The following is a 25,179-nucleotide window of genomic DNA, read 5'->3' as shown; positions in this document are numbered from 1 at the left end:
GGGAAGTTGGCCCGAGGGACCCGGGAGAGCGCTCTCCCGCCGGAGCGTGTTCCGTCCCGGCGGAAGAGCGCGCCCGGTCACGGCAGTTCGTAGTCCTCGTTCAGGGCCGCACCGGCCCCGGGATTGTTCTGGTCGTAGCCGCGCGCGTCGCACTGGAGGCCGCCGACGACACAGTGGTTGACCATGGCGCCGAGCGTGGCGTTGTCCCACGCGTTGAAGAAGTCGTAGTGGAAGGAGTGCCCCGTCCCACTGGCGAGTCTCACCCTGGACATGTCCCCGTTCACCGGCCAGGCCATCTTGAACTCGACCATCGGCAGCGCCACCGGGTGCGACGTCGGGCAGACGTCCTGGTTGGCGCCCTGGACCAGCGGATAGGCCATGTGGCTCTTGTGGTCCGGGGTGTCCAGATACCTTCCGTCCCAGCAACTGGGCGCCTGGAAGCGGAGGTTGAGCTGGACATCAGGGGTGGCCGGGCAACTGAGCGGGATCTCGGTGTTGTTGAACGAGTTGCCGCACTCCCAGCCCTCCACCCAGCCCGGGTGGTCGCGGAACTCGTCGGCCGTCTGCGTCGGGCTGCCGACCACGAAGCGCAGGCCCTTCGGGAACGGCCGGACGGTGCGGTAGTCGGTGACTCCCGCCTTGTAGTAGATGACCTGCGGGCCGATGGGCCGTACCGGCTGGTCCCCGTTGAGCAGGGTCGGCATCCAGTACGCGGACCGGTCCCCCGGCGCCTTGCACGCGGTGGAACCGGCGTCCAGCGAGGCCGTGGTGCTGTTGGCGTCGGTGGTCCTGTTGCCCATGAAGGTGTGGTCGTGCGAGGCGCCCGGCTGCCCCGGGTAGACGATCGGGTCGTCCGGCCTGGTGTGGGTGACCTCGCAGTTGGCCTGGAATTCGTGGAAGTAGCGGTGCGGCGGCAGTTCGTCCGACGGTACGACGCCGGTGACCGGCGGGTTCGCCGGTATGTAGCCGTCGCCGTCGGGATCGTCGCCCGAGGGGACGGGGACGGCCGGCGGCATCTTGTGTCCCGCGTGGGACGCGGCCGTGGTGCCGCGGTCGTTCTTCGGGTCGGCGGTAGCGGTGTCCGTGATCGCGGTCAGACCCATGGCCACCAGGGCCAGGGCGGTGAATACGAGCAACGCGGACACCAGGGTGGTTCTGCGGAGTCTTTCGGCCATGCGGACCTCCATGCCGCTCTTCGTCCGCATACGCGCCGTATGCGGTGGGGGGAGAGAGTGGTACTGGACGGTGCACCGCGGGGAGCGGCTCCCGGATCCGGGGAGGACCCGAAGGAAACCCGGCCGGAACGCCGGGTCCGCCGAGTACGCCGGGTACGGCAGGAACGGCGGGCACCGGGATCGCCGGGATCACTGCGGGAGAGCGCTCTCCAAAGCCAGGCCAGTGTTACGCCGCCGCTGAGAGAGTGTCAAGAGTTGGTGAACGATGACCCGTACGGACCCCACTTCCGCCCAAGAGATGAACGGAAACGACGCGGCCGACCCGGAATGCGGAAGAATGCGGGGCGGCTTGAAGATCGATGAACAGCCCCGTCCGCCGGTACGTACACCTCCACCGCCGGACGAGGTACATCCGACGGAGACCCAGGAGCACACACGCATGAGTGGTACTGCCCAGATCGGCGTCACCGGGCTCGCGGTGATGGGCCGCAACCTCGCCCGGAACTTCGCCCGCAACGGCTTCACCGTCGCCCTGCACAACCGCACAGCGTCGAAGACCCACGCCCTGGTCGACGAGTTCGGCGACGAGGGCGTCTTCGTACCGGCGGACTCGGCGGAGGAGTTCGTCGCGGCGCTGGAGCGCCCGCGGCGTCTCGTCATCATGGTCAAGGCCGGCGACCCGACCGACGCCGTGATCCAGGAGTTCGCCCCGCTGCTCGAAGAGGGCGACGTCATCATCGACGGCGGCAACGCGCACTTCGCGGACACCCGGCGCCGGGAGAAGGAGCTGCGCGAGCGCGGCATCCACTTCGTCGGCGTGGGCATCTCCGGCGGCGAGGAGGGCGCGCTGCACGGACCGAGCATCATGCCGGGCGGATCCACGGAGAGTTACGCCTCGCTCGGCCCGCTGCTGGAGCGCGTCGCCGCGAAGGCGCCGGACGGCGCCCCGACGGTGGCGCACATCGGCCCCGACGGCGCCGGGCACTTCGTGAAGATGGTGCACAACGGCATCGAGTACGCCGACATGCAGCTGATCGCCGAGGCGTACCACCTGCTGCGCGCGGTGGCCGGCTACTCCCCCGAGAAGATCGCCGAGACGTTCCGGACCTGGAACACCGGGCGGCTCGACTCGTATCTGATCGAGATCACGGCCGAGGTGCTGGCCCATCAGGACGCCGCGACCGGGAAGCCCTTCGTCGACGTCGTGGTCGACCAGGCCGAGCAGAAGGGCACCGGGCGGTGGACGGTGCAGATCGCCCTCGACCTCGGTGTGCCGGTCTCCGGCATCGCCGAAGCGGTCTTCGCACGCTCGCTGTCGGGGCACGCCGCGCTGCGGGACGTCTCGCAGACGCTGCCGGGTCCGAAGGCGACCGCGCTCAGCGAGGCCGAGGCGGCGCGCTTCGCGGACCAGGTGGAGCAGGCGCTGTACGCGTCGAAGATCGTGTCGTACACGCAGGGCTTCCACCAGATCCAGGCGGGCAGCGAGGAGTACGGCTGGAACATCGACCTCGGCTCGGTCGCCGCGATCTGGCGTGCGGGCTGCATCATCCGGGCGGCGTTCCTGGACCGGATCCGGGGCGCGTACGACGCGCAGCGCGATCTGCCGAGCCTGCTGGCGGACAAGCAGTTCGCCGAGGAGATCGGCGCGGCGCAGGACGACTGGCGCGAGGTGCTCGCGACAGCGGTACGGCAGGGTGTGCCGACCCCGGGTTTCGCGGCGGCGCTCTCGTACTACGACGCGCTGCGCGCGCAGCGGCTGCCGGCCGCGCTCACGCAGGGGCAGCGGGACTTCTTCGGTGCGCACACGTACCGGCGTACGGACCGCGAGGGGTCGTTCCACACCCTGTGGGGCGGCGACCGCTCCGAGGTTTCCGGCTGATCGGGCGGGCCTGTCGGTCAGGTCCCGCCTGAGCGGGGCCTGACGAAGGACCTCACGAACAAGACGAACCACCGGACGCCGGCGGGCGGTTGCCCCGTCGGCGCCCGGTCGTCGGTGCTTCCGTACTGAGGTACGGGTCGATGTCCGGGGCGGGTGCGGGAGCACCGGCGGCCTTCCTTCCGGGGTGGGGGTACGCAGGTCGAACGCGGCTCAGGCGCGGCGGATCGTGATGTCACCGACCCCCGTCCGGGCGTGCACCTCGACGGTCTCGTCGGAGTCGGCGGGGCCGGTGGAGGAGCCGAGCGAGTTGCGTACCGTGCCGTACTTGGTGTTCACGTCGAGCCAGGCGGCGGTGCCCTCGTGGACGCCCACCTCAAGGTCGCCGACGGAGGTCCGCAGGTCGAACCGGCCGCGGCGGGCCTCGGCGACGCGGATACGGCCGTTGGAGGACATCGCCTCGGCCCCCGCGTGCGCGACGCCGATCTCGATCCGGCCGTTGGCGGACTTGGCGCCGACGCTGCCGTGCGCGATGCCGACGGAGATGTCGCCGTTGGCCGCGTTGGTCTTCAGACCGCCGGTGACCTCGCCGATCTCGGTCGCGCCGTTGCCGTTCTTGACGGTCGCGGCGCCGGCGACCGTGCCGACCTCGACCCGGCCCGCGCCGATGACTTCGACGTCCCCGGTCGAGCGGGCCAGACGGATGTCACCGTGGTCGGTCTTGAAGTTGCCCCCAGCGACCTCGTCGAGCTGGAGGTCACCGAGCGAGGTCTTGAGCGTGACTTCCCCGAGGCGGCCCTCGCAGAAGAACCCGCCCAGGGACGTGGTGCCCCGGACATCCGATCCCGCGGGTAGTTCGATGCTCACCTCGATGGTGCCCGGCTTGCCGAACAGGGAGCGCTTCTTGGGTGTCCTGACGGTGAGACGGCCGCCGGAGCAGGTGACCTGGGTCTGCTGCACCGCGCGTACGTCGCTGTCGACGGACCCGTTGCCCGGCAGCACCTCGACGACCGTGTCGGTGCGCTTGCCCGCGGTGATGCGGGCCGTGCCGGAGTCCAGCTCAAGGGTGACGGAGATCGGTTCGGGGGTCTCGAAAGTAGGCATGGCTGTACCGTCCTCATGGCTTGGTGGTTGATCCCGCCGGTGAGGCGGGTGATGAGTACGTCGGCGGGATCGGCGATCCGCCCGCGAAGGCGGGGTGGGTGGGCCCGCCGGGCGCCGGCTCGGGGCGCCACGGCTTGCGGCGCCAGGGCCTGGGGCGTGTGGTGAAAGTCCCGTCCGGCTCACGACGCCTGGCACGCACGCTCGCGGCGTACTCGGGTCACCCGAGTACGCCCGGTACGAGGGCGATCCTCCGCCTCGCGATCGCACGCACCAGCCGCCGTGAACCCCGCCCTGCGGGCGGACGACGCTACTTCCACCACACGCCCTAGCGGACCCAGCCGGTGAAGCCCCGGCCGCCCGAGTCCTTGCCGCGGCCCGCCGGGCTGGCACGCTCACCGCCGTCGAGGGCGGTCGATACGGCCCGCACCAGCCAGGCGTTGACCGACAGGCCCTCGGCGGCCGCCGCGGCCTCGGCACGGGCCTTGAGGTGCGCGGGGAGACGGAAGTTGATCCGCGCCACCGCGCCGTCGTCGGCGTCCCCGGGCGGCGGTGGCGCAGGGAGTGCGGCGGGGGCCGCGACCGGCCCCCGCTCCTCCCGGAACGGCTCGGGGGCGGGCGGCGCCGTCACCACGAACTCCGGGTCGAGTCCCCGCAGTCGTACGTCGACCGAGCCCGGCGCGAGCTCCCGCGTGACCTCACCCATGGCGGCGGACAGTGCGTTGAGGAGAGTCAGGCGGGCGGCGGATTCCAGGGGAGCGGTGAGCCGTTCGGCGAGGGCACGGGCGTCGTCGCCGCCGGCGTCCGCGGCGACGGACAGCTCTTGCCGGAGGTTGTCGACGTAGGGCGTGAGGTCCATGACGCCATCATGGCACATCGATGGCGCTATTGCGAGCCAGATTGGCCGCGTCCGACGACAGGCGGTCCTGACCTGCTACTTCTCCATGGAATTGATGCACCATGGTGCCGCGCCGACAGCGACGCGGCTTGCGATAGATCCACAATGACGCCACGATGGCGCCACACGAGCCCCTTGGTCGACGCCACGGCAACAGCGGTCAACTGCCCGCGGCCGTTTCACGCAACGTTCACCGGCTGTGCTTCCCGCCGGATGAAGCCGGACCCCCGGACTCTCCTAGGGTCGCAGCGGTTTCGAGCAATGTGGCTGCACAGGAAAGGGCGTGGTTCGCGATGGAAGCGTTCCGGGAGAAGCAAAGAAGAAGGAGCCGATCGGCGCTGTTCGGCGGCGGGATGGCCGCGGCTCTGGCCGGGCTGGTGGCTTCACTCGCCGCCGGTACCACCGCGGTCGCCGAACCCTCGGCCGCCCAGGTGCGGCATCCCGTGGAGTACGTGGATCCGCTCATCGGGTCCGCGAACGGCGGCAACACCTACCCGGGCGCGAATCTGCCGTTCGGCATGATCGCCTGGTCCCCGACCAGCACCAGGGGCGACCAGACGGACACCGGCGCGGCCAATGGCTACTCGTACAACACCACCCGCATGCGCGGCCTCAGCGTCACCCACGTCAATGGCGCCGGGTGCCACCCCGGGGCCGCGGGTGACGTACCGATCATGCCGTTCGTGGGCGACGTCGACAGTTCGCCCTCCGCCGACACCAAGGACGCGAAGTACGCCGCGGACTTCTCGCACGACAACGAGAAGGCCGAGCCCGGCCGTTACCGGGTGGGGCTCGACTCGGGCGCGGCGGCCGATCTCGCGGTCAGCGAACGGGCCGGTGTCGCGGACTTCAGCTTCCCGGCCGACAAGCCCGCCAATCTGCTCTTCCGGGTCTCCAACTCCCTGAACGGCAGCGAGGACGCGCACGTCGACATCGACGAGAAGGCGCGCAAGGTCACCGGCTGGGTGGAGACCGGGGCGTTCTGCGGGCGGCGTGCCAACGGCGGCGAGAACAACCGCAACAGTTACTACCGTCTCTACTTCACCGCCTCCTTCGACCGCGCGTTCTCCGGCGTCGGCACCTGGCGGAACGACCAGTTGTCCGCCGGCTCCACCAAGGCCGACGGCGGCGAGGGCTACAAGACCGGGGCGGACCGGGCCGGCCAGGGATCCGGGGGTTACGTCAGCTTCGACACCGCACGCGACAACGATGTCAGGATGCGGCTCGGCATCTCGTACGTCTCCCTCGCCGGCGCCGAGGCGAACCTCCGCGGGGAGATACCGTCCCGCGCGAGCGTGGCCGACGTGGCGGCGGCGGGCCGGACGGCCTGGGACCGGCAGCTGCGTGACGTCGCGATCAGCGGAGGCAGCGAGGCGCAGCGCACCGCGTTCTACACCGCGCTGTATCACTCGCTCCAGCAGCCCAATCTGATCAGCGACAGGGACGGCCGCTATCCCGGGATGGACCGCAGGACACAGCGCGTGGCGCACGGTCAGGGCGCGCAGTACAGCAACTTCTCGGGCTGGGACCAGTACCGCGCGCAGGTGCAGTTGCTCGCCCTGCTGGAGCCGCGCGTCGCCGGTGACTTCGCCCAGTCGCTGTTCAACTTCTCGAAGCAGAACGGCGGGGTGTGGGACCGCTGGGTGCACATCAGCGGTGCGACGCATGTGATGACGGGCGACCCGACGGCCGCGACGCTGGCGACGTTCTATGCCATGGGCGTACGGAACTTCGACGCCAAGGGCGCCTTCGACTCCCTCTACCGCCAGGCCACCGTCCCGCACCCGGACGGGCTCTCCGACGCGGGCTGCCCCGGCCAGTGCGAGGGCCAGCGGCCCAATCTGGCCCAGTACCTCGATTCGCACTACGCGGCCCAGGACGCCTGTCACTGCTGGGGCGGCGCCGCCGAAACCCTGGAGGACTCCGTCGCGGACGCCGCGCTCGCCCAGTGGGCGCGGGAGCTGGGCCGCGAGCGGGAGTACCGGGAGCTGAGCGAGCGAGGAGGCTACTGGAAGAACGTGTTCAACCCGCAGGCCACGCCGGGGGCGGGCTACATCCAGGCAAGGAACCTGGACGGTAGCTGGGTGACCCCCTTCGACCCGGCGTCCGACCGCGGCTTCGCCCAGGGCAGCGCGGCCACGTACACGTGGATGGTCCCGCAGGACGTACAGGGCCTGGCCGAAGCCATGGGCGGCCGCGACGCGGCGGCGGCGAGACTGGACCTCTTCTTCCACAAGCCGGACGGTTCCTGGTCGCTCCGCGGCGGCGACGCGCTGCGCTACGACCCCACGAATGAGCCGGGCATCCACGCGCCCTGGCTGTACAACGCGCTCGGGCAGCCCTGGAAGACCCAGGAGACCGTCCGCGAGATCGTCGACACGGTGTACGGGACCGGCCCTTCGGGGCTCCCGGGCAACGACGACCTCGGCACGATGTCGGCCTGGTACGTCTTCGCCGCGCTCGGCATCTACCCGCAGGCCCCGGGCCGCGCGGACCTGCTGCTGACGGCTCCGCTGTTCCCGCGCGCGGTGATCGCGGCGTCGGGCGGCCGGCACGCGGTCACCATCACGGCTCCGGCGGCGTCGGACACGAACCAGTACGTGGACGGGGTCCGGCTGGGCGGCCGGGTCCGTGACGCGGCCTGGGTCGACTCCTCGCTGGTACGCCACGGCGGCTCACTCACCTTCACCCTCGCGCCGCACCCGAACACGGCATGGGCGACGAACCCCGGGAGCCTGCCCCACTGATCGCACCCCGCGAGACACCCGCCCCTGCCGAGCGTGTCCGGAGCCCTCGACCGTCACGGTCGAGGGCTCCGTCAGGCGATTCCCGGTGCTCGAACAGCCGGCCTGATCGAGAAGACACCCTCTACCCCACTGGGCCCGGCTGAGGCTCCGGGTCCGGGACCGGGTCGGGGCCCGGGGGGCTGGGGATCGGGTCCGGGGCCGGGCCCGGCGGCGGCGCGGGGACCGGCGAGGGGCCCGGCACGGGGCCGGGGGCGGGGCCCGGTTCGGGGCCGGGCGGGCCCGGGGGCGGGTTGGGCGAGGGCGGTACGGGGTCGGGATACGGATGGGTCATGCCAGTCCTCCAAAAGTACGGACTCGTGCGTTCCCAATGTCTCGCGATGCGCGTGCCCACGCGCGCCGGGTCCACTCATGATCGGCCCGGCGCATCGCCCCCGCCGAGCTCACCAGCGCCTGGAGTCCGCCTTCAGCTGGGCCTCGGCGGCGCGTACCGTCTCCTCGTCGGCCGCGGGCGCCACCGCCACCTCGTCCGGGTGCCGCTGCGCCCACCTGGCGGCGTACGGGCACAGGGGTACGACGGGTACGCCCTCGCGGCCACCCATCTCGTAGAACGCCTTCACCAGCGCGCCCGCGATGCCCTTGCCCTCGTGGCCCTGCTCCACCACCGTGTGGACGGCCACGAGCGCGGCGGGGGCGCCGGCCATCACGAAATAGCCGACGACGCCGACGAGCTCGTCGCCCTCGTACGCCTCCAGCCGGCCCTGCGCCCGGTTGTCGCGGATGTCGGTCTCTGCCATGGCTGGTTCGTCTCCCTGGTCGTCGGAGAAAACGTTCCGGGTGCTCTCCGTACGAGGCGGAGGCCCGCCGGAATCATCCGGCGGGCCTCCATCGGAAGCAAGTGGGCCCCCGCGCCTCAGGTGATCGTCAGGGTGTCCTGGGCGGTGGCCGTCGAGCTGGTGCCGACGACGATGTCGACCGTGCCCTCCTCGACCACGAAGCGTCCGGCCGGATCGTTGGTCCAGAAGCCGACATCGTCCGCGCCGAGGCTGAAGCGCACGGTGGTGGACTTCCCGGCCGCCAGGGTCACCCGGCGGAATCCGCGCAGTCGCCGTACCGGCTGGACGATGCCGGCGACCGGGTCGTGGAGATACAGCTGGACGACTTCGTCCCCCTCGCGCTCGCCCGTGTTGCGTACGGTGACGGCGACCTCGACCGTGTCCCCCTTCCGCAGGGCCCCGGCGGCGATCGAGTTCCGGCTCAGCGACGGCTCGGTGAGCGTGAAGGTGGTGTAGCTCAGGCCGTGGCCGAACGGGTAGCGCGGGCCGTCGGCCACGTCCAGGTAGCGGGAGACGTAGCGCTGGTCCGGGTCGGCGGGGTTGTAGGGGCGGCCGGTCCGCTCGTGGTTGTAGTTGACCGGGATCTGGCCGACCGTACGGGGGAAGGACGCCGGGAGCCGGCCGCCGGGGTCGACGTCGCCGAACAGCACGTCGGCGACCGCGTTCCCGGCCTCCATGCCGGGGTGCCACGCCTCCAGGACTGCCGGGGCGTCGTCGGCCCAGTCGCCGAGGGTGAGCGGGCGGCCGTTGACGAGGACGACGACGTACGGCTTGCCCGTCGCAGCGACCGCGGCGATCAACTCCTCCTGCCGGCCCGGCAGTCCGATGTCGCTGCGCGAGTTCCCCTCGCCACTGATGGCGGGGCTCTCCCCCACGACCAGGACGGTGACGTCGGCGGCCCGCGCCGCCGCGACGGCGGCCGGGAGCGTGCCGGTGTCCTTCCCCGCGGCGTCGACGCCCAGGGCGTGGGTCACCTCGGTGTCCGGTACGGCGGCGCGTACGCCGTCCAGCACCGTGACGGACCGGAACTTCTCCGCGCCGGGGCCCGCCCAGGTGCCCTGGAGATCGTCGGAGTCGGCGAACGGCCCGACGACGGCGACGGAGCGGACGGTCTTGGCGAGCGGCAGCGCTCCCGCCTCGTTCCTCAGCAGCACCATGGAGCGCGCGGCGGCCGTGCGGGCGGCCGACCGGGCCCGCACCGTCGGGCCGGGGATCTCGGCCGCCTCCGGTACGTACGGGTCGTCGAAGAGCCCGAGGCGGAACTTGACGCGCAGGACACGGGTCACCGCGTCGTCCAGCCGCGCCGCGTCGATCCGCCCCTCGCTCAGCAACTTCCTTCCGTGGTCGGCGACATGGGTGCTGACCATCTCCATGTCGACACCAGCGTTGACCGCCAGCCGGGCCGCGTCCGCGCCGTCGGCGGCGAAGCCGTGCGGGACGAGTTCCTGCACACCGGACCAGTCGCTGACGACGAAGCCGTCAAACCCCCAGTCCTGCTTGAGGATTCGGGTGAGGGTGTGCTCGTTGCCGTGCGCGGGGACACCGCTGATGGTGTTGAACGCGGCCATGACCGTGGCCACTTGGGCGTCCACGGCCACCTTGAACGGCGGCAGGTAGTGATTGCGCAGCCGCGCCTCGGACACGTCGACGGTGTTGTAGTCCCGGCCGCCCTCGGCCCCGCCGTAGGCGACGTAGTGCTTGGCGCAGGCGGCGATCCGGTCCTTCGCCTTCAGGTCGCCGCCCTGGTAGCCGCGTACCTTGGCCGCCGCCAACACGGCGTTCAGATAGGGGTCTTCGCCGCCCGACTCGGCGATCCGGCCCCAGCGCGGCTCGCTGGTGACGTCCATCATCGGCGCGAACGTCCAGTGCACACCGTTGGACCGCGCCTCGGCCGCCGAGACCGACGCGTCCAGCTCGGACACCGCGGGGTCGAAGCTCGCGGCCTGCGCGAGGGGAATCGGGAAGGTGGTCCAGAAGCCGTGGATGATGTCGAGGCCGAAGATCAGCGGGATACCGAGCCGGGACTCCTCGACCGCGATCCGCTGGAGGGCGTTGCTCTCCTTGGCTCCGTGGATGTTCAGTACGGAGCCCAACAGGCCCGCGCGGGCCGCCTCCTCGGCCTGCCGGGTCTGGGTGCCGCCGGGGCCGGTGGCTCCCGCCCAGGCGAGCTGCTGGAGCTGGCCGAGCTTCTCGTCGTCGGTCATCCGGGCGAGGAGTTCGGCGACGGGACGGTCGTACGGATCGTTCCGGGCCGAGGGGTCGGCCGGTGAGCCGTCCGACGGGGTGTCCGGGTAACTGGCCGGGGTGGCGGCTTGCACGACTGGTGTCCTCTCGGTGGCGGGCGCGGGGCCGCCGGTGGCGACGGACGCGCGTGCCGGCGCGCCTGCCGCGACGGCGGTCGCACCGATCGTAGTGAGCAGGGCTCGCTGCCCCACCCGGTGCATGTCTGTGCCTGTTCTGTTCGCTCCGTACAGCTGGACAAATCAGGAGTTCAGGCATGTTGATCGATAATTCGGGCGGGGAACACGAGCTTCCGGCCACGGGCGGGACGCGGTTCGGCTGCGGTTTCCCGCTCCCGCTCGCACCTCAGGCACCGTGCGATACATTTTGCGACGCCTTTGCCACGATCATCTTCAGCAGCGGAGACGAGCTTCCCAATGAACGACATAGTCAACGGACTTGGCCGGGCCGGCGCCTACGGCGCGCTCGGTGTGGTCCTTCTGATCCTCGGTATCGTCCTCGTCGATCTGCTGACGCCGGGGAAGCTCGGCAAGCAGATCTGGGAGGACCGCAACCGCAACGCCGCGCTCCTGCTCAGCTCGGCGCTCCTGGGGATCGGCGGCATCGTCTTCACGTCCATCTGGACGACGTACGACGACTTCGGCAAGGGCCTCGCGTCGACGGCCGCGTTCGGGGTGCTCGGCCTGGTGATGATGGCGGTGGCGTTCCTCGTGGTGGATCTCGTGACGCCGGGCAAGCTGGGCGCGACGCTGGTCGAGGCGGAGCCGCACCCCGCGGTGTGGGTCACGGCGTCCTGCAACATCGCGGTGTCGGCGATCGTGTCGGCGTCGATCGCCTGAACGGCGCCGTATACGCGTACGACGGGGCTACTACGCGTACGACCGGGCTGCCCGTCCTCGGACAGCCCGGTCACTTCGTCTACGCGGGGATCGTGACCGAGGTCAGCACGATGCCCTTCTCCGACAGCCAGCGTCCGTCGAACGTGTGGAGGGTCCGGCTTCCTGCCCGCGCCGGACCGGCGAGCAGATGGGCCGTGAACGTCCCGCCCACCGGGTCGAAGACGAGCCGGGCCTCCTCGAACTCCAGGAAGCGCCTCGTCAGCGGGAACCACGCCTTGTAGACCGACTCCTTGGCGCTGAACAGCAGCCGGTCCCACCGGATCCCAGGCACCGACTCCAGCAGTTCCTTGACCGCGATCTGCTCGTCGGGCAGGGCCACCGCCTCCAGGACCCCGGAGGGCAACGGCAGCGCGGGCTCCGCGTCGACACCGATCGAGGTGACATGCGCGGGGCGGGCGACCACGGCCGCGCGGTAACCCAGGCAGTGGGTGATGCTGCCGACCACTCCCTGCGGCCACACCGGCGAGCCACGCTCGCCGGTGAGGATCGCCCCCGCCGGCGCCCCGAGCCGCGTGAGCGCCTGGCGCGCGCAGTGCCGGGCGGTGGCGAACTCGCCGCGGCGCTGCTCCACCGCGGACTTCACCAACAGGGCCTCCTCGGGGAAGAGTTTGGCCTCGGCGAGGTCTCCGTACGCCTCGGCGGTCTCCACCTCGGCGGGCACGATGCGCTCGATCACCGCGGCTGCCCCGCTTCCTCACGGATCGGCAGCGGAAGTATCTGTACGGGGCGGCCCGGCTGCTGCGCGCGCCGTCCCCACTCCCTCGGATAGCCGAGCGAGACCTCCTGGTGAGGCACCCCGTCGCACCACATCAGCCGGGGGATGTGCAGATGTCCGTACACGACCGAGGCCGCCCGGAACCTGCGCGGCCAGTCCGCCGACGCCTCCGTGCCGCACCACAGCGCGAACTCCGGGCGCCACAGCACGTTCGTCGGTTCACGCACGATCGGCCAGTGGTTGATCAGGACGGTGGGCAACTCGGCCGGGATCTCGGCCAGTCGGCGCTCCGTGGCCGCGATCCGGGCGCGGCACCACGCCTCCCTGCTGGGATACGGGTCGGGGTGGAGCAGGAACTCGTCGGTGCAGACAACACCCGCGGCCTCGGCGACCACGAGGGCGGATGCCTTGGAGTCGGTGCCGGCGGGCCGGAAGGAGTAGTCGTAGAGGAGGAACAGCGGCGCGATCACGGCAGGGCCGCCCTCGCCCTCCCAGATGGGGTAGGGGTCCTCCGGCGTGACGACGCCGATCCGGCGGCAGAGCTCGACGAGATGGCGGTACTTCGCGTCGCCCCTGAGCTGGATGGGGTCGTCGGGCGCGGTCCACAGTTCGTGGTTGCCGGGCACCCAGATGACCTTCGCGAACCGCTCGCTCAGCGTGCGAAGGGTCCATTCGATGTCGGACACCAACTCGCCGATGTCACCGGCGACCAGGAGCCAGTCGTGCTCCGACTCGGGCCACAGGGAGTCGGCGATCTTCCTGTTCTCCGGGTGCCTGATGTGCAGGTCGCTCGTCGCCACGAGGCGTCCGGGCTTCTTCGGGGACGAGGCGCGTCCCGCCGGGGACGGTACGGCGTTCGGCGTGGAGGAAGTGCCGTTCGGGGTGGGCGTGACAGCGGAGGGCGCCGCGCCACGTATCTCATAGGTCGTCACCGGCAATCGCTCCGAACTCGGCGGGCCCGCAAGTAGCGCATTCGCCAATGATATGCGGGTGCCCCCGACGATCAACCCCTACTCTCCCCTGCCCCACCGTCCGCGAGCAGCCCGAGGACGAGCGGCTCCAGCAGCCGCGCGAGCCGCGGCAGGAACTCGCCGGCGGTGTGGGCGAGCCGGGGTTCCCGCTCGTACACGCGCGCCATGGTCTCCGACGGGTGGGCGATCTGCCAGAGCGAGCCGACCATGGCGGTGAGAGCGGTGACCACGTCGGCCGCGTCGCGTGCGCTCAGATCGGGGACGGCACGCCGGATCGCGGCGACGGCGGAGTCGAAGGCGTCGAGCGCACGGATTTTGAAGGCCCGGACGGATTCCTCGGACACGGAGCGTTCGAGACTGAGCGGAACGTGGGCGAGGAGGTCGCAGAACAGCGGTCGGCCGGCGGCTGTCCGTGCCAGTACGGCGGCGAGGTCGCGTGCCGCGAGGGTCCCCGCCCCGTCCAGTTCGCTCTCCAGCGTCGCGGCCCAGCCCTCCCATTCGGTGGCGGCGAGCCGCAGATAGATCTCTTCCCGTGACTCGAAGTAGCGGCGCACCGCCGAGGCGTGCACGCCCGCGGTCGCCGCTATCTCGTTGAGCGTGACGCTCCGTACCCCTTCGCGCAGAGCGAGCGTCCGGGCGGCGTCGATGAGCGCGAGCGCCCGTACCTGCTTGTTCTCCGGCGTGCGCGCGCGGCGGAATCCGGCGGGTGGCTTACTCATACCTCGAATGGTAAAGCAATCATCTTGCGTTAGGTAACGCAATGCATCTGCGTTATGTTGGAGTGAGTGGCCGGAAGAACGACCGGGACCACCGGCATCAGCGATTTACGGAGAGAAGGAACAGCCATGACTGACCAGGTCTGGTTCATCACCGGAGCCTCGCGGGGACTGGGGCGCGCCATCGTCGAGGAGGCCCTGGCGGCGGGCAACCGAGTCGTCGCGACCGCCCGTCGCCCCGAGTCGTTCGCCGATCTCGCCGAGAAGTACGGCGACCGGGTGCTGCCACTGCGGCTCGATGTCACGGACCCGGCGCAGGCGCGGGCGTCGGTCGCGGCGGCCACAGAGAAGTTCGGCCGTATCGATGTCGTCGTGAACAACGCCGGCTACGCCAACCTCGTACCGATCGCCCAGCTCGGCCTCGACGAGTTCCGCGCCCAGGTCGACGCCGTCTTCTTCGGCACGGTGTATGTGACGAAGGCTGTGCTGCCCCACTTCGTGGAGCGGCGGGCCGGGCACTTCATCCAGGTGACCTCGATCGGCGGGCGCAGCAACGCGCCGGGGGTCGGCGCCTACCAGGCGGCCAAGTTCGCCGTCGAGGGGTTCTCCGGGGTGCTCAACGAAGAGGTGGGATCCCTCGGGATCAAGATGACGCTCGCCGAGCCGGGCTCGATGCGCACGGACTGGGCGGGGGCGTCGATGGACATCCCCGAGGTCGAGCCCGAGTACGAGGCGACGGTCGGCGCGATGGGCAGGCGCCTGCGGTCCACGCTCGGCAAGGAGCCCATCGACCCGGCGAAGGTGGCGCGCGTACTGCTCGACGTCGCGCGTATGGACGAGCCGCCGCTCCACCTCGTGCTGGGCCGGAGCGCCGTGGACTATGTCGCGGAGAAGATGAGGACGCTGACGGACAGCGACGCGCGCTGGGCGGAGCTGGGGCGGTCGGTGGACTTCGACGACTGACGACTGACGACTCACGGCGCCGGTCACCCGGTCGCGGGCCGGGGGCGGCGAGGCAGCCGTCGGGGCGCAGCAGGTCGATGTCCGTGGCCCAGGAGTCGAGGACCGTCGCGTGCCCGGCCTGCCGGGCGGCGCGTTCGACGGTCGCGAAGAGGGCGCGCTGCGAGGCGAGGTCGCCGTCGTCGGCGACGCGCCGGATCCGCGGAAGCGCGCGTCGGCGGCCCACTCCGGCGCGCCCGGCGGAGACGGCGGGCGGAACAGCCGCGCTGTCGTCGGCGGTGATCACGTAGACGTCGTGGTCGGAGCGGGTGTCGCCATACCGTCCCGGGCCTGCGATCCGCTCAGGACCAGGCCGACCCGGTCCGGGGACGCGGAAGCCCGGGTGATGAAGTGGGTGAACTCGGCTGATCCGCTGGGGCGCTGCGGCATGGTCATCAACGCATTTCCGGGCGGCGCCGGGCGGCGCGTCCTCCGGTCAGGGGTGGCGGCTCGCGAGGACGCAGAACTCGTTGTCCTCCGGGTCGGCGAGGACGACCCAGCTCACATCGCCCTGGCCGACGTCGGCGTGTCGAGCGCCCAGGCCGAGGAGGCGGCTGACCTCTTCGTCCTGCTCCCTGTCGGTCGGATTGACATCGAGGTGGAGCCTGTTCTTGATGGTCTTGGTGTCGGGCACCTTCGCGAACGTCAACGTCGGTGGCACCGGTCCGGGGCGGTCCTTGCCTTCAGGTACCGCGGGGGAACCGATGATGACGATTCCGTCGTCCTGGTCCTTTACCTCGTAGTCGAGGACGGCGCACCAGAACCGGGCGAGACCTTCGGGATCGGCACAGTCGATCGCAAGCTCGGTGAACTTACTGGCCATGTCAGGGCCCTCCAGTCACATAGCGGCTCCACTTCACCGGGCGGAGGCTATCGGTCGGGGTGGGCCGGCGGTATTGCTTTTCCTGGTGGGGCTCCGGGCTCCGGGCGTTGTCAGTGGTGGCCGATACGGTTCGTGAATACGAACTGGGAGGCACCATGTCCACCAAGTGGAGTCTGACGATCGACTGCGCGCGCCCCGCGAAACTGGCGGAGTTCTGGGCGCTCGCGCTGGGGTATGCCGAGCCGCCCCCGCCGGCCGGTTTCTCCTCCTGGGAGGCGTGGTTCATCGACTACGGGGTTCCGGAGGAGGAGTGGGACGACGGGGCGTATCTCGCGGATCCGGACGGGGTCGGGCCCACCCTGTCCTTCCTCAAGGTCCCGGAGCCGAAGGTGGTGAAGAACCGGCTGCATCTGGATCTCCGGGTCGGCGGCGGCCGGGAGGTTCCCTGGGAGACACGGTGGCCGCGGGTTCTCGCCGAGGTCGAGCGGCTGACCGCCGCGGGGGCGACGGTGATAGGTGAACACGAGTTGCGGGGGAAGCCGGACCATGTGGTCATGGCCGACCCGGAGGGTCACGAGTTCTGCGTCGTCTGATTCCGCGTCGCCTGATTCCGCGTCGTCCGATTCCGCCCGGCCGTCGCGCCCCGCCCCCGCTCTCCAGTGCCTCCCAACGACGAATCGAGTCCGTAGGTGAGCGACAACATCCTGTCGGTCATACCGGCCGACCCGCACTGGCAGCCCGGCCCCGAGGCCGCCGACCGGGCGGTCGCGATCGTGGCCGAGCTGATCCCGGAGCTGTCCGACGGCTTCGCCGAGGTCGAGATCAGCTGGCACGACGCGGTCACGATCGTCGACTGCGGAGCCAACCTGGAGAGGATCGGGTGCCCGCGGTGCGCCGGATCCGTCGGCCTCGACTGGTGGAACGAGCTCCTGGAGACCCAGGAGGACGACGGCCTGGCCACGCTGCTGGCCCACGTCCCCTGCTGCGGCGCCGAGTTGTCCATCGACACGCTGGATTACGACTGGCCGTGCGGCTTCGCCCGGTTCGAGATCGCGGTCTGGAACCCAGGGCGTGACTGGTTCACCGGCGAGGAACTGACCGCGCTGGCCGACGCGCTCGGGGGACCGATACGTCAGGTCATGGCCCACATCTGACGCCCGGACGAGCGTTCTGGAAGAGCGCCGTCCAGAGGAAAGGCTCGCCGAAGTGGGGTGACTCGGCCGGTTCGTCGCGCATGCGGCGCAGTTCGATCTCCGTCAGGCCGGAGAAGATCCAGCGCAGGGACTCCGGTGTGTACGCGAGACCGCCGTGCAGGCCGGACCGGCGGTAGAAGTCGGCGTCGGGGAGTTCGGAGCCCATCTCTCCGGACGCGAAGCAGGTGAGGGCGAGGTGCCCGCCGGGGGCGAGGGCTCGTTCGACCAGGGCGAGGTAGCTGATACGGCGGTGGGGCGGCAGATGGTGGAAGCAGCCGGAGTCGTGGATCAGGTCGTACGGTCCCGCCAACTCCGCACCGCCCACGAGGTCGAAGGCGTCCCCGCGGTGGAACCGGACGTCGACGCCGGCCTCGCGAGCCCGCTCCTCGGCCCATTCGACGGCCGTCGGGGAGAGGTCTACGGCGTCCACCTCGAAGCCCGCGACGGCCAGTTGGACGGCGTTGCGCCCCGGCCCGCAGCCCAAATCGAGCGCCCGGCCCGCCGGTTCGACCAGCCCCCGGTCGAGATACGAGACCAGGTTCTCGTCGGGCTTCGCGACGAAGAACGGCACGGTTTTGGAGCGGTCCTGGTAGAAGCCGTCCCACCAGTCGGCGGCTCCGGCCGACCACCGGTCGGCCTCCGGTGCGAACAGGCCGTCCAGGAGCCTCAGCACGTCCTCGACGCTTCGTATGTTCCGGTCCATCACATCCCCTTCCCGATCCGGCGACGCTACGGCGTATCGAGATAAAAGGCCAGGTCAGATGGGGTGAGCGAAGGGCCTGGAAGGGCCGTCTACGGGCCGGCCGTCCCCGATCCGGGCCTGCCCCCGGGCGGCGCCCACCCGCCCGCCGAAGCCCCCGCCGATCCCCGCCACGACGGCATTCCACCGACACCCGGCGCGTCTTTCGCCCGCGACCGCGGGACTACGTCTTTGGTGCCGGTCCACCCGGGCCCTCGGTCCGATCCGCTGAGTACCGACAGCGGCTAGCGTCACACCATGCGTATAGGACTACTTGGCACCGGCAACGTCGCCCGCGCACTGGCCCACGGCTGGAGCGCCGCAGGACACGACGTACTTCTCGGTTCACGTCAGCCTGCTGAACGGACGGACATCGGTCTCCCTGTGGCGGGCCTGAGCGCGACAGCGGCCCACGCAGAGGTACTGGTCAACGCCACCCCGGGAACCGTCTCCGTGGAACTGCTGCACTCCATCGGGGCGCCGGCACTGGCCGGCACCCCGCTGATCGACGTCGGCGTCGGCCTCTCCGACGACTTCGCCGAGCTCTCGCACCCCAACAGCAGTCTGGCTGAAGAGATCCAGAAGGCCTTCCCCCTGACCCCCGTCGTCAAGACGCTGTGCACCATGGATTCCACCGTGATGACCGCCCCGGACGGTCTCGACGGCCCGAGCACCGTCTTCCTCTCCGGCGACGACGCCGACGCCAAAGCCACCACCGGCCGGCTGCTCACCGACCTCGGCTGGCCCCCTTCGTCCCAGCTGGACATGGGCGGCATCACGACCTCACGCGGCCAGGAGCACTTCGCCCTGCTCTTCATGGGCATCGCGGGCGGTCTGGGTGCCCACACGTTCAACATCAATGTGGTCACCCGACCCCCTGCCCAGGTTCTGCCGTCCACGTGATCCTCTTGGCCAACGAACCGCCGGAAAGGGTGAGTTGACCGTACGTTCCCCTCAGCTCGTGCCGGTGCCGCTGCGGCGCCGGAACCACCAGGCACCGCCGCCCACGCACGCGAGGACGATCACGACGACCGCCACGATCGCGACGGTGTTGGTGCCTGCGTCCTCCGTGTCGGCCCCACCGGCCTCGGTGGTGGCAGGAGCCGTCTCCGTCGCCTCGGCCGGGCTGGACGGCGTCCGCGTGGCCGGCTCGGGGGACGGGGTGGGGCTGAGCGGCTTCGCGCCCGGCTCGGCGGGTGCGAGTTCGAGGATGGGCGCGAGGCTGCCGTGCCCGCCCCCGGCGGGCTCTTCGAGTTCGATCCATCGGTCGACGCGGCCGTCGCTGTAGGTCTGGAGCGTCTTGAACGCCACCGACTCGGCATCCGGGAGCTGGCGTACGGTCACCGCGTACGCGACGTCCTCACCTGCGCCGACCGCCGGGCCGCCCACGCTGTAACCCCGGTTGGTGGCGGTGATCTTCCAGCCCGCGGGGCCGTCCTTGTACGTGATGTCGGCCGGCTCGATGCCCTCCGGCAGCACGACCTCCAGCTTGGCGATTCCGGCCTTGTCCGACTCCGTCTCGGCGTTGAACTCCAGGGTGACGTTCTCGGCGAGTGCGCTGGCCCCCTTGGACTCGACTTCGACGTGCGCCGACGCCGGTACGGCGAGGGAGAACGAGACCGCCAGGGCCACGCCGGTGACGGCGGTGACGGCGGACAGACGGCGCGCGAAGGGCCGCCCGGCAATACGGGTCACGGGTAACTCCCATGGTGGTAAGGGGTTTTGCGGCACGGCGGAGCAGGCCGCGAGGTCGGATGACGACAGCCGGCATCGTCGGAGGACCTCGGCGCACCACCACGTACGCGAGCATCAGGAAGTCGTACGGAGGGGACTTGGCCCGCGCTACCAGAGGCCGCAGCGGGCGCGGCGCCGGCAGGACCGGTCCCACCGGGGAGAGCCGTACGACGAACGCGACGATGACCTCACCCAGGCGCTCCCCGACGAACGAGCAAGCGGAGTCCGCGCGTTGGAGACACCAGGCGACAAGGAGGGCGGCGGCGATGTGCGCCACGGCCATCGCCGCGGCCATCGTCCCGTCGTGCCCGCCGGAGTGCCATGCGTCATGGACGTCGTGCGTACCGCCGTGCCCCGCCATCGTGTGCCTGCTTCCGGCCGGCCCACCCGGGGCACGTGAGAGCCAGAAGTGCAGGGCGAGTTGCGCCGTGCAGGTGGCCGCCATCACCGTGGGAAGCGCCCTCGGCCGACGGGAGAAAGGGAGCGTCACCAGGAGCAGCAGCCCGAAGGCGACCCACGGGGTGCGACCGGGTACGGGCTGTCCGGAGACGAGATGGTGCCCGGTGACAGCGAGCGCCGTACTCGCCGCGCTGAACACCGTGCCGCGCGCAGCGGCCACCGGCACGCCGCTCAGTTGACCTGACCTGAATCGTCGCGCGGCACGGGAACCTGTTGTCCGGAGCATGGCGGCCACCAGCATGACCTATCGGCGCCGCCCGTCCGGGAGAGATCCGGAATCTTCCTTCCAGCAGGACCCCGCGTGCCCCCTGCCCGGCTGTCACGCGTCGCCCCGCTCCCGCAACTCCGCGAGATACGTGCTCATCAGACCTCCGGTGCGGGTCAGCCAGTCGCCCAGTACAGCGATCTCGTCGGGCGAGTAGTCGGCGAAGACCTCGGCGAGGCGGTCGTAGAACGGTTCGTACACCTCGTAGATCCGGCGTGACGCACTGTCCCGGGCGACGATGCGCACCCGCCGCCGGTCGGCGGGGTCGGCCCGGCGCTCGACGAACCCGGCGCTCTCCAGCCGGTTGACGACCCCGGTGATCGCTCCGGTGGTGACATCGGCGCGTACCGCCAGTTCGCCCGCCGTCAGCGGGGCATCCGCCGCGCCGAGGATGTGGCCCACGCAGGTGAGGTCGGTGACGTTCAGACCTAGTCGCTGCGCGATGGCGTGCTGCGCCACCAGGCTCGTGGCGATCAGCCGGTCCATGGCGGCCAGCGCCTCGGCGGGGGTCGCCGGAGGGCGCGCCTTGCCGTTCACTGAAAATCCCCTTAGCATCTAAGAGATCTACTTGATGAAAGATCCGCTGGACTCGACCCTATCCGTCGACGTGTGTCGCGCGGCACGTGCGAGGAGTAACCATGAGCCAACTCCACGAGGACGTCGACCTCGGACACACCGTCGCCGGGTGGACCGGCTGGGCCGTCGCGGTCGTGGGTACGACCGTCGCCGGGGTGGGGATGTGCGTATGGCACCCCGGCATCTGGCTCGGGCTCGCGATCTGCGCGCTGGCGGCGGTGGTCACCTTGGTGCTGCATCTGGCGGGCTGGGGCAAGCCGGCCGGACCCCGCCCGTCCGGCCAGTGGCACTGGCGGGTCAGGGACCTCACGGCGCGGGCCGGTCACCCGGAGTGCGTCGGCTGCCGCCTGGCCGGCCGTCAGGTACGCGCCGGGACTCCGGCGCCGAGCGCCGCCTTCGAGGGGGGCGTCGAAGTCGGGAGCGTCCCACCCGTCGCGGCCGGTGGGCACGCGGGCATCGCCGGGCTCTGAGCCCACGGGGCCCACACGCGGGGGCCAACCGACCGGGTCCTAAGCGCCGTTGGCGGTCCGGGCCTTGCGCAGGGCCAGTGCCGCGAGCGCCGAAGGGGCGCCCGACTGGCCGCGGATTCCCGGGAAAGCGTTGATGTCCACGATCAACGGCGCGCCACCGGCATCGATGATGTCGACGCCGTACACGTCCAGCGCGAAGACGGACCCGACCGCACGGGCCAGTTCGATCCAGCCGTCCGGCAGATCGCCGAGCGCGAGCGGCAGGGTCGGCCCCCGGCCGCCCGAGTCCGCCAGCTCCGAGCGGCGGAGCGCGGCGAAGACACGGTCGGCGATCACCCAGAGCTTCCGGTCCCAGCCGCTGTTCTCGGTGAAGGGCTGCACCACGACCGGTTCATCACCCCAGGTGGCACGGAGGGTACGCAGCTGGGCGGGGGTGTCGACGCGGGCGACGAGATCGCTCCGCCGACTGTGCCGGCTCTTCACGACCAGAGGGTGGGTGAGGTCGGCCCGCGCGGCGAGTTGGCGCAGCGTCGCCATGGTCGTGGTCCTCGCGAACGGCAGGCCGGCGCCGTGGGCCAGCGCGGCCATCGCCGTACGGTCCTGGCACAGCTCGGTCGCGGCAGCCGAGTTCACCACGGTGGCACCCCGCTCCTCCAAGGACCGGGCCAGGGCCAACGCCTGCCGGGTTCTGGCCTTGAGCAGGTAGACGTCCGCAAGTGGGTCGGCCAACTCGCCCCCATAGGGGGAGAGTTGATCGTCCGCCGTCGGATCGACCGTCTCGACTCGGTGGTGGGAGGCCAGAAGCGCCGCCATGCCGGCCAGGAGGGGATGGCCGGGGCGGGGAGTAATCAGGCAGATCCTCATCCGGCCTCACCGGCCGTGGCCGGAACCCGCGCCGCCGGCGACCCCGTGACGGTGCCTCCCTTGCGGGCCAGGTCCAGGATCGCCCGTGCCACTCGTGCCCTCGCGTCCGGTACCTGACGGAAGCTCGGAAAGTCGTTCACGTCGACGATCACCGGCCCGTCCGGCCCCAGCAGTACATCCACACCGTAGAGATCGAGCCCGTGGACGGCCCCGGCATGGGCCACGACGGCGGCCACTTCCGCGCTCAGCGGCACCCGCCGCTCGAAAGCGGTCTGTCCGGGATGCAGGGGTGAGGACCGCTGCGCCGCGTACAGCTCGCCGGCGACGCTGTAGACCTTGAGATCCACCCCGGAGTTGGGCACATACGGCTGGGCGATCAGCATCCCCTCGGCCGCCAACTCCTCCTTCATCCCGGCCAGCAGGCCCGGCGACGCGACCAGCCGCACCCCTCTGCCGGAGCTCCCGTCGGCGGGTTTCACGACGAGAGGGAAGTCGGCGTCCGGTATCTCCGCCAGGAACTCCGGGCGAGCCACCGCGTACGTCATCGGCACCGGCAGACCCCCGCTCCGCCCGATCGCCGCCGCCAGCGCCTTGTCCCGTACGCCCCGGACCGACCGCGCGTCGTTGACCGTCGTCAGGCCGACAGCCGCCGCGGCCTCCAGCAGCGTCAGCCCGGGGCCGCCGGACACCGTCTTGAGCACCCAGGCGTCGTGACTGCCCGCCCGCACGGCGTCCGACACCCGTATCAGTGAACTGCCGGGCCGCAGCACGTCCACGTGGTGCCCCCACTCCCTGAGCTGGGCGATCACCTCTACCGGCATACCGTCGTAGCGGTACTGCTCCTCCACCAAAAAGCAGAGCTTCATCGACCTTCCCCGCCCGGTGATCACCGGATAGCCGCGAGCGCCGCTGCGCACGCTCCCACAGCGAAGATCGCATAGAGGCCGACGGCAACCGCCGGGCGGGGGGCCGGGGGTTGGGGGCGGGGCCCGGGAGTTGGGGCGCGAGGCCAGGGGTGGGGGGCGGGGCCGGGCATCCGGGCGGTGCTCAACCCCGACAGACTCCAGCTGTGGACGACGGCTCCCGCCGGCCGCGCTTCAGGTGCCTCCGCCGGCCCTGGCCTTCTGAAGGGAGGTGAGCCGGGTGACGAACGCCAGGGCCAGCACCGCCGACAGGACGCCGACGACATGGGTGACCTGCGACATGGCAATGGTGTCCAGGGCGCCCTCGGGGAAGTCGCTCTCGTACCAGTCGCTGAGCGAGTCGTTCAGATACGCGGCCATGTAGGCCACCCAGAACCACCACCACGTGTGCAGCAGCCACCGCTGCGCGCCCGTCGGCCGGCCGGTCGTCGCCGTCCAGATGTCGTTGCCGATCTGCTTGGGCATGTAGAGGTTGACGACCGGAAGGAACCAGGAGCCGACCGCCATCCCAGGCGGGTGGCGGACGCGTCCCGGCGCGAAGGCCTCGGCGTTGATCCGCGTACGCCGGAACCAGAACGACCACACCACCGCCACCGCCACGCCCACCAGGACGATGGCGGCGTCAGCTGCCATCGTCGCGGACCTCAGGTCCTCGAAGTCCCTGATCCAGGAAGTGGAGTAGTTGCTGGGCACGTCACCGAGGTGGGATTGGGTCTTGCCGAAGACGATGGCCCGATACAGCAGTGGCAGGACGGAGAGACCCAGCAGGATGCTCAGGGCCCTCGCCAGGCCGCCGGCCGGGCGAGCCCGGAGCGGGACGGCGGGCATGGCGGGTGTGGGAGAAGGGGGACCCGACGCGAAGGGCGGCGAGGCGCCCGGACCGCCCGGCTGGACACCGACGGGCGGGGGGCTCTGCCACGGGGACGCGGACGGGGTGTACGGGACCGGCGGGCCGAAGCCCGGTCCGGCTGCCGGTCCGGGGCCTGTCGGGCCACCGGCGAAGGCGAGGCGATCCGGGTCCTCGATGTCCAGGAGTTTCGCGGCGCGCCTCCCCAGGTCCGCCAGAACCTCGCCCGGCAACCACGCGCCGCCCGCGTCCCGCGTCTCCTCGATCCGCGCCAACAGGTCTTCCAGCGAGGGACGTTGGGAAGGGGCCTTGGCGAGACAGGCCGCGATCAGCGCCTCCCACGGCTCGGGGATCCCCGCGAGGTCGGCTTCCGCGTCCGCTATGCGGAAGAGCAGCGCGTGGAGCCCGCCCTCGGCGGAGCCGAAGGGCTGCCGCCCCGTGGCCGTGTAAGCCAGCACGGCACCGAGGCAGAAGACGTCACTCGCGAACGTCACCCGCTCCCCGCGCACTTGCTCGGGCGACATGAAGCCCGGTGTCCCCACGATGACGCCCGTCCTGGTGAGCCCGTCGGCGGACTGCATCGCCGCGTCGAGGGCGCGCGCGATGCCGAAGTCGATGACGCGGGGTCCGTCGACGGTCAGCAGGACGTTGGAGGGCTTGAGGTCCCGGTGTACGAGCCCGGCGCCGTGGATGGCCCGGAGTGCGTGGATGAGCCCGATCGCGAGCGCTCGCAGGGAGTTCAGGGGCAGCGGTCCGTACTGCTCGTCGACCACCTCGTTGAGCGAGGGCCCGGCGACGTAGCCCGTGGCGACCCACGGTGTCGGCGCGTCCGTGTCGGCGTCCAGCACCTGCGCGGTCCACTCGGGGCCGACCCGTCGCGCCGCCTTCACCTCCTGGGCGAAGCGCCGCCTGAAGTCGGGCTTGCGGGCCAGCTCCTCCTGGACGACCTTGAGGGCGACCACACGGCTACGGCCCGAACGGGCCAGATACACCCGCCCCATGCCGCCCGCACCGAGCCTCGCGAGCAGCCGATAGCCGCCGATCCACTCCGGATCGCTCTTCTCCAGCTCGTCCATGCGCCCTCCCTCTCCCGGATGCCGCGTCCGCATGAGGAT

The 25,179-nt window shown here is 71.0% G+C and carries 23 protein-coding genes; 8 read left to right on the top strand and 15 right to left on the bottom strand.

Annotated features, from left to right (window positions below; all coding sequences use genetic code 11):
- Positions 1 to 77: 77 nt before the first annotated feature.
- Positions 78 to 1,175 (bottom strand): DUF1996 domain-containing protein, encoded by a 1,098-nt coding sequence (locus tag ACIBBB_RS03725; RefSeq protein WP_398978298.1) that lies wholly within the window; start codon positions 1,173 to 1,175, stop codon positions 78 to 80.
- A gap of 439 nt (positions 1,176 to 1,614) precedes the next feature.
- Here ACIBBB_RS03725 and gndA point away from each other — a divergent pair, with 439 nt between their 5' ends.
- Positions 1,615 to 3,054 (top strand): NADP-dependent phosphogluconate dehydrogenase, encoded by a 1,440-nt coding sequence (gndA, locus tag ACIBBB_RS03720; protein ID WP_398978296.1) that lies wholly within the window; start codon positions 1,615 to 1,617, stop codon positions 3,052 to 3,054.
- A gap of 210 nt (positions 3,055 to 3,264) precedes the next feature.
- On the opposite strand, the gene ACIBBB_RS03715 is transcribed toward gndA, so the two are convergent.
- Together ACIBBB_RS03715 and ACIBBB_RS03710 are read right to left on the bottom strand one after the other, a co-directional pair.
- On the bottom strand, positions 3,265 to 4,155 hold the full coding sequence (locus tag ACIBBB_RS03715) for a DUF4097 family beta strand repeat-containing protein (RefSeq protein WP_398978294.1): 891 nt from the start codon (positions 4,153 to 4,155) through the stop codon (positions 3,265 to 3,267).
- 325 nt (positions 4,156 to 4,480) lie between these two features.
- Positions 4,481 to 5,011 carry a toxin-antitoxin system HicB family antitoxin gene (locus tag ACIBBB_RS03710; protein ID WP_398978292.1) on the bottom strand — a complete coding sequence of 177 codons (531 nt, stop codon included), beginning with the start codon at positions 5,009 to 5,011 and terminating at the stop codon, positions 4,481 to 4,483.
- A gap of 392 nt (positions 5,012 to 5,403) precedes the next feature.
- Here ACIBBB_RS03710 and ACIBBB_RS03705 point away from each other — a divergent pair, with 392 nt between their 5' ends.
- Positions 5,404 to 7,797 (top strand): GH92 family glycosyl hydrolase, encoded by a 2,394-nt coding sequence (locus ACIBBB_RS03705; RefSeq protein ID WP_398978290.1) that lies wholly within the window; start codon positions 5,404 to 5,406, stop codon positions 7,795 to 7,797.
- Positions 7,798 to 8,237: 440 nt separating this feature from the next.
- Here ACIBBB_RS03705 and ACIBBB_RS03700 read toward each other — a convergent pair whose 3' ends face one another.
- Both ACIBBB_RS03700 and ACIBBB_RS03695 read right to left on the bottom strand, forming a co-directional pair.
- Positions 8,238 to 8,591 carry a GNAT family N-acetyltransferase gene (locus ACIBBB_RS03700; RefSeq protein WP_398978288.1) on the bottom strand — a complete coding sequence of 118 codons (354 nt, stop codon included), beginning with the start codon at positions 8,589 to 8,591 and terminating at the stop codon, positions 8,238 to 8,240.
- Positions 8,592 to 8,707: 116 nt separating this feature from the next.
- The gene (locus tag ACIBBB_RS03695; protein ID WP_398978826.1) at positions 8,708 to 10,834 is read right to left on the bottom strand and encodes a glycoside hydrolase family 3 N-terminal domain-containing protein; all 2,127 of its coding nucleotides are present in this window, start codon (positions 10,832 to 10,834) and stop codon (positions 8,708 to 8,710) included.
- Positions 10,835 to 11,287: 453 nt separating this feature from the next.
- On the opposite strand from ACIBBB_RS03695, the gene ACIBBB_RS03690 reads away from it, so the two are divergent.
- Entirely contained in the window at positions 11,288 to 11,710 is a 423-nt protein-coding gene (locus ACIBBB_RS03690) for a DUF350 domain-containing protein (protein ID WP_398978286.1), read from the top strand.
- 79 nt (positions 11,711 to 11,789) lie between these two features.
- Here the strand turns inward: ACIBBB_RS03690 and ACIBBB_RS03685 are convergent, their stop codons facing one another.
- The 3 genes from ACIBBB_RS03685 to ACIBBB_RS03675 all read right to left on the bottom strand — a co-directional run bounded on the left by ACIBBB_RS03685 (position 11,790) and on the right by ACIBBB_RS03675 (position 14,175).
- Positions 11,790 to 12,446 (bottom strand): 4'-phosphopantetheinyl transferase, encoded by a 657-nt coding sequence (locus ACIBBB_RS03685; protein ID WP_398978284.1) that lies wholly within the window; start codon positions 12,444 to 12,446, stop codon positions 11,790 to 11,792.
- Positions 12,443 to 13,417, bottom strand: a complete 975-nt coding sequence (locus ACIBBB_RS03680; protein ID WP_398978282.1) for a metallophosphoesterase family protein — start codon at positions 13,415 to 13,417, stop codon at positions 12,443 to 12,445. The genes ACIBBB_RS03685 and ACIBBB_RS03680 overlap by 4 nt, the downstream gene beginning before the upstream one ends.
- 71 nt (positions 13,418 to 13,488) lie before the next feature.
- Positions 13,489 to 14,175, bottom strand: a complete 687-nt coding sequence (locus ACIBBB_RS03675) for a TetR family transcriptional regulator (protein WP_398978280.1) — start codon at positions 14,173 to 14,175, stop codon at positions 13,489 to 13,491.
- A 126-nt stretch (positions 14,176 to 14,301) separates the two neighbouring features.
- Here ACIBBB_RS03675 and ACIBBB_RS03670 point away from each other — a divergent pair, with 126 nt between their 5' ends.
- Positions 14,302 to 15,135 (top strand): SDR family NAD(P)-dependent oxidoreductase, encoded by an 834-nt coding sequence (locus tag ACIBBB_RS03670; protein WP_398978278.1) that lies wholly within the window; start codon positions 14,302 to 14,304, stop codon positions 15,133 to 15,135.
- 472 nt (positions 15,136 to 15,607) lie between these two features.
- Here the strand turns inward: ACIBBB_RS03670 and ACIBBB_RS03665 are convergent, their stop codons facing one another.
- Positions 15,608 to 15,994: a VOC family protein gene (locus tag ACIBBB_RS03665; RefSeq protein ID WP_398978276.1), complete on the bottom strand. Its 387-nt coding sequence runs from the start codon at positions 15,992 to 15,994 to the stop codon at positions 15,608 to 15,610.
- A gap of 155 nt (positions 15,995 to 16,149) precedes the next feature.
- Between ACIBBB_RS03665 and ACIBBB_RS03660 the strand changes: the two genes are divergently transcribed.
- On the top strand, positions 16,150 to 16,587 hold the full coding sequence (locus tag ACIBBB_RS03660; protein ID WP_398978275.1) for a VOC family protein: 438 nt from the start codon (positions 16,150 to 16,152) through the stop codon (positions 16,585 to 16,587).
- Between the two features lie 96 nt (positions 16,588 to 16,683).
- Positions 16,684 to 17,148, top strand: a complete 465-nt coding sequence (locus ACIBBB_RS03655; protein WP_398978273.1) for a hypothetical protein — start codon at positions 16,684 to 16,686, stop codon at positions 17,146 to 17,148.
- On the opposite strand, the gene ACIBBB_RS03650 is transcribed toward ACIBBB_RS03655, so the two are convergent.
- On the bottom strand, positions 17,132 to 17,890 hold the full coding sequence (locus ACIBBB_RS03650) for a class I SAM-dependent methyltransferase (protein WP_398978271.1): 759 nt from the start codon (positions 17,888 to 17,890) through the stop codon (positions 17,132 to 17,134). The genes ACIBBB_RS03655 and ACIBBB_RS03650 overlap by 17 nt on opposite strands.
- A gap of 294 nt (positions 17,891 to 18,184) precedes the next feature.
- On the opposite strand from ACIBBB_RS03650, the gene ACIBBB_RS03645 reads away from it, so the two are divergent.
- A complete protein-coding gene (locus ACIBBB_RS03645; protein ID WP_398978269.1) occupies positions 18,185 to 18,829 on the top strand; it encodes an NADPH-dependent F420 reductase in 645 nt (214 codons plus the stop codon).
- 51 nt (positions 18,830 to 18,880) lie between these two features.
- On the opposite strand, the gene ACIBBB_RS03640 is transcribed toward ACIBBB_RS03645, so the two are convergent.
- Together ACIBBB_RS03640 and ACIBBB_RS03635 are read right to left on the bottom strand one after the other, a co-directional pair.
- On the bottom strand, positions 18,881 to 19,621 hold the full coding sequence (locus tag ACIBBB_RS03640; protein ID WP_398978268.1) for a DUF1775 domain-containing protein: 741 nt from the start codon (positions 19,619 to 19,621) through the stop codon (positions 18,881 to 18,883).
- A gap of 817 nt (positions 19,622 to 20,438) precedes the next feature.
- A complete protein-coding gene (locus ACIBBB_RS03635; protein ID WP_398978266.1) occupies positions 20,439 to 20,921 on the bottom strand; it encodes a MarR family transcriptional regulator in 483 nt (160 codons plus the stop codon).
- Between the two features lie 101 nt (positions 20,922 to 21,022).
- Between ACIBBB_RS03635 and ACIBBB_RS03630 the strand changes: the two genes are divergently transcribed.
- The gene (locus ACIBBB_RS03630; RefSeq protein ID WP_398978264.1) at positions 21,023 to 21,430 is read left to right on the top strand and encodes an HGxxPAAW family protein; all 408 of its coding nucleotides are present in this window, start codon (positions 21,023 to 21,025) and stop codon (positions 21,428 to 21,430) included.
- Positions 21,431 to 21,469: 39 nt separating this feature from the next.
- On the opposite strand, the gene ACIBBB_RS03625 is transcribed toward ACIBBB_RS03630, so the two are convergent.
- From ACIBBB_RS03625 to ACIBBB_RS03615, 3 genes are all read right to left on the bottom strand, one after another.
- Complete coding sequence (locus ACIBBB_RS03625) at positions 21,470 to 22,294, bottom strand: RimK family alpha-L-glutamate ligase (RefSeq protein ID WP_398978262.1); 825 nt, start codon at positions 22,292 to 22,294, stop codon at positions 21,470 to 21,472.
- Positions 22,291 to 23,160: a RimK family alpha-L-glutamate ligase gene (locus ACIBBB_RS03620; protein ID WP_398978824.1), complete on the bottom strand. Its 870-nt coding sequence runs from the start codon at positions 23,158 to 23,160 to the stop codon at positions 22,291 to 22,293. The genes ACIBBB_RS03625 and ACIBBB_RS03620 overlap by 4 nt, the downstream gene beginning before the upstream one ends.
- Positions 23,161 to 23,391: 231 nt before the next feature.
- On the bottom strand, positions 23,392 to 25,140 hold the full coding sequence (locus tag ACIBBB_RS03615; RefSeq protein WP_398978260.1) for a DUF4328 domain-containing protein: 1,749 nt from the start codon (positions 25,138 to 25,140) through the stop codon (positions 23,392 to 23,394).
- Positions 25,141 to 25,179: the final 39 nt, after the last annotated feature.

Origin of the sequence: Streptomyces sp. NPDC051217 (genome assembly GCF_044455465.1) — a bacterium.
GTDB lineage: Bacteria > Actinomycetota > Actinomycetes > Streptomycetales > Streptomycetaceae > Streptomyces.
Note: the sequence above shows the minus strand (reverse complement) of the source record. Positions and strands in the feature narration are given on the sequence as shown.

Coding starts and splice junctions, on each gene's coding strand:
- ACIBBB_RS03725 (WP_398978298.1), bottom strand. CDS start 1,175: ATGGCCGAAAGACTCCGCAGAACCACCCTGGTGTCCGCGTTGCTCGTA.
- gndA (WP_398978296.1), top strand. CDS start 1,615: ATGAGTGGTACTGCCCAGATCGGCGTCACCGGGCTCGCGGTGATGGGC.
- ACIBBB_RS03715 (WP_398978294.1), bottom strand. CDS start 4,155: ATGCCTACTTTCGAGACCCCCGAACCGATCTCCGTCACCCTTGAGCTG.
- ACIBBB_RS03710 (WP_398978292.1), bottom strand. CDS start 5,011: ATGGACCTCACGCCCTACGTCGACAACCTCCGGCAAGAGCTGTCCGTC.
- ACIBBB_RS03705 (WP_398978290.1), top strand. CDS start 5,404: ATGGCCGCGGCTCTGGCCGGGCTGGTGGCTTCACTCGCCGCCGGTACC.
- ACIBBB_RS03700 (WP_398978288.1), bottom strand. CDS start 8,591: ATGGCAGAGACCGACATCCGCGACAACCGGGCGCAGGGCCGGCTGGAG.
- ACIBBB_RS03695 (WP_398978826.1), bottom strand. CDS start 10,834: ATGACCGACGACGAGAAGCTCGGCCAGCTCCAGCAGCTCGCCTGGGCG.
- ACIBBB_RS03690 (WP_398978286.1), top strand. CDS start 11,288: ATGAACGACATAGTCAACGGACTTGGCCGGGCCGGCGCCTACGGCGCG.
- ACIBBB_RS03675 (WP_398978280.1), bottom strand. CDS start 14,175: ATGAGTAAGCCACCCGCCGGATTCCGCCGCGCGCGCACGCCGGAGAAC.
- ACIBBB_RS03670 (WP_398978278.1), top strand. CDS start 14,302: ATGACTGACCAGGTCTGGTTCATCACCGGAGCCTCGCGGGGACTGGGG.
- ACIBBB_RS03665 (WP_398978276.1), bottom strand. CDS start 15,994: ATGGCCAGTAAGTTCACCGAGCTTGCGATCGACTGTGCCGATCCCGAA.
- ACIBBB_RS03660 (WP_398978275.1), top strand. CDS start 16,150: ATGTCCACCAAGTGGAGTCTGACGATCGACTGCGCGCGCCCCGCGAAA.
- ACIBBB_RS03650 (WP_398978271.1), bottom strand. CDS start 17,890: ATGGACCGGAACATACGAAGCGTCGAGGACGTGCTGAGGCTCCTGGAC.
- ACIBBB_RS03645 (WP_398978269.1), top strand. CDS start 18,185: ATGCGTATAGGACTACTTGGCACCGGCAACGTCGCCCGCGCACTGGCC.
- ACIBBB_RS03630 (WP_398978264.1), top strand. CDS start 21,023: ATGAGCCAACTCCACGAGGACGTCGACCTCGGACACACCGTCGCCGGG.
- ACIBBB_RS03625 (WP_398978262.1), bottom strand. CDS start 22,294: ATGAGGATCTGCCTGATTACTCCCCGCCCCGGCCATCCCCTCCTGGCC.
- ACIBBB_RS03620 (WP_398978824.1), bottom strand. CDS start 23,160: ATGAAGCTCTGCTTTTTGGTGGAGGAGCAGTACCGCTACGACGGTATG.
- ACIBBB_RS03615 (WP_398978260.1), bottom strand. CDS start 25,140: ATGGACGAGCTGGAGAAGAGCGATCCGGAGTGGATCGGCGGCTATCGG.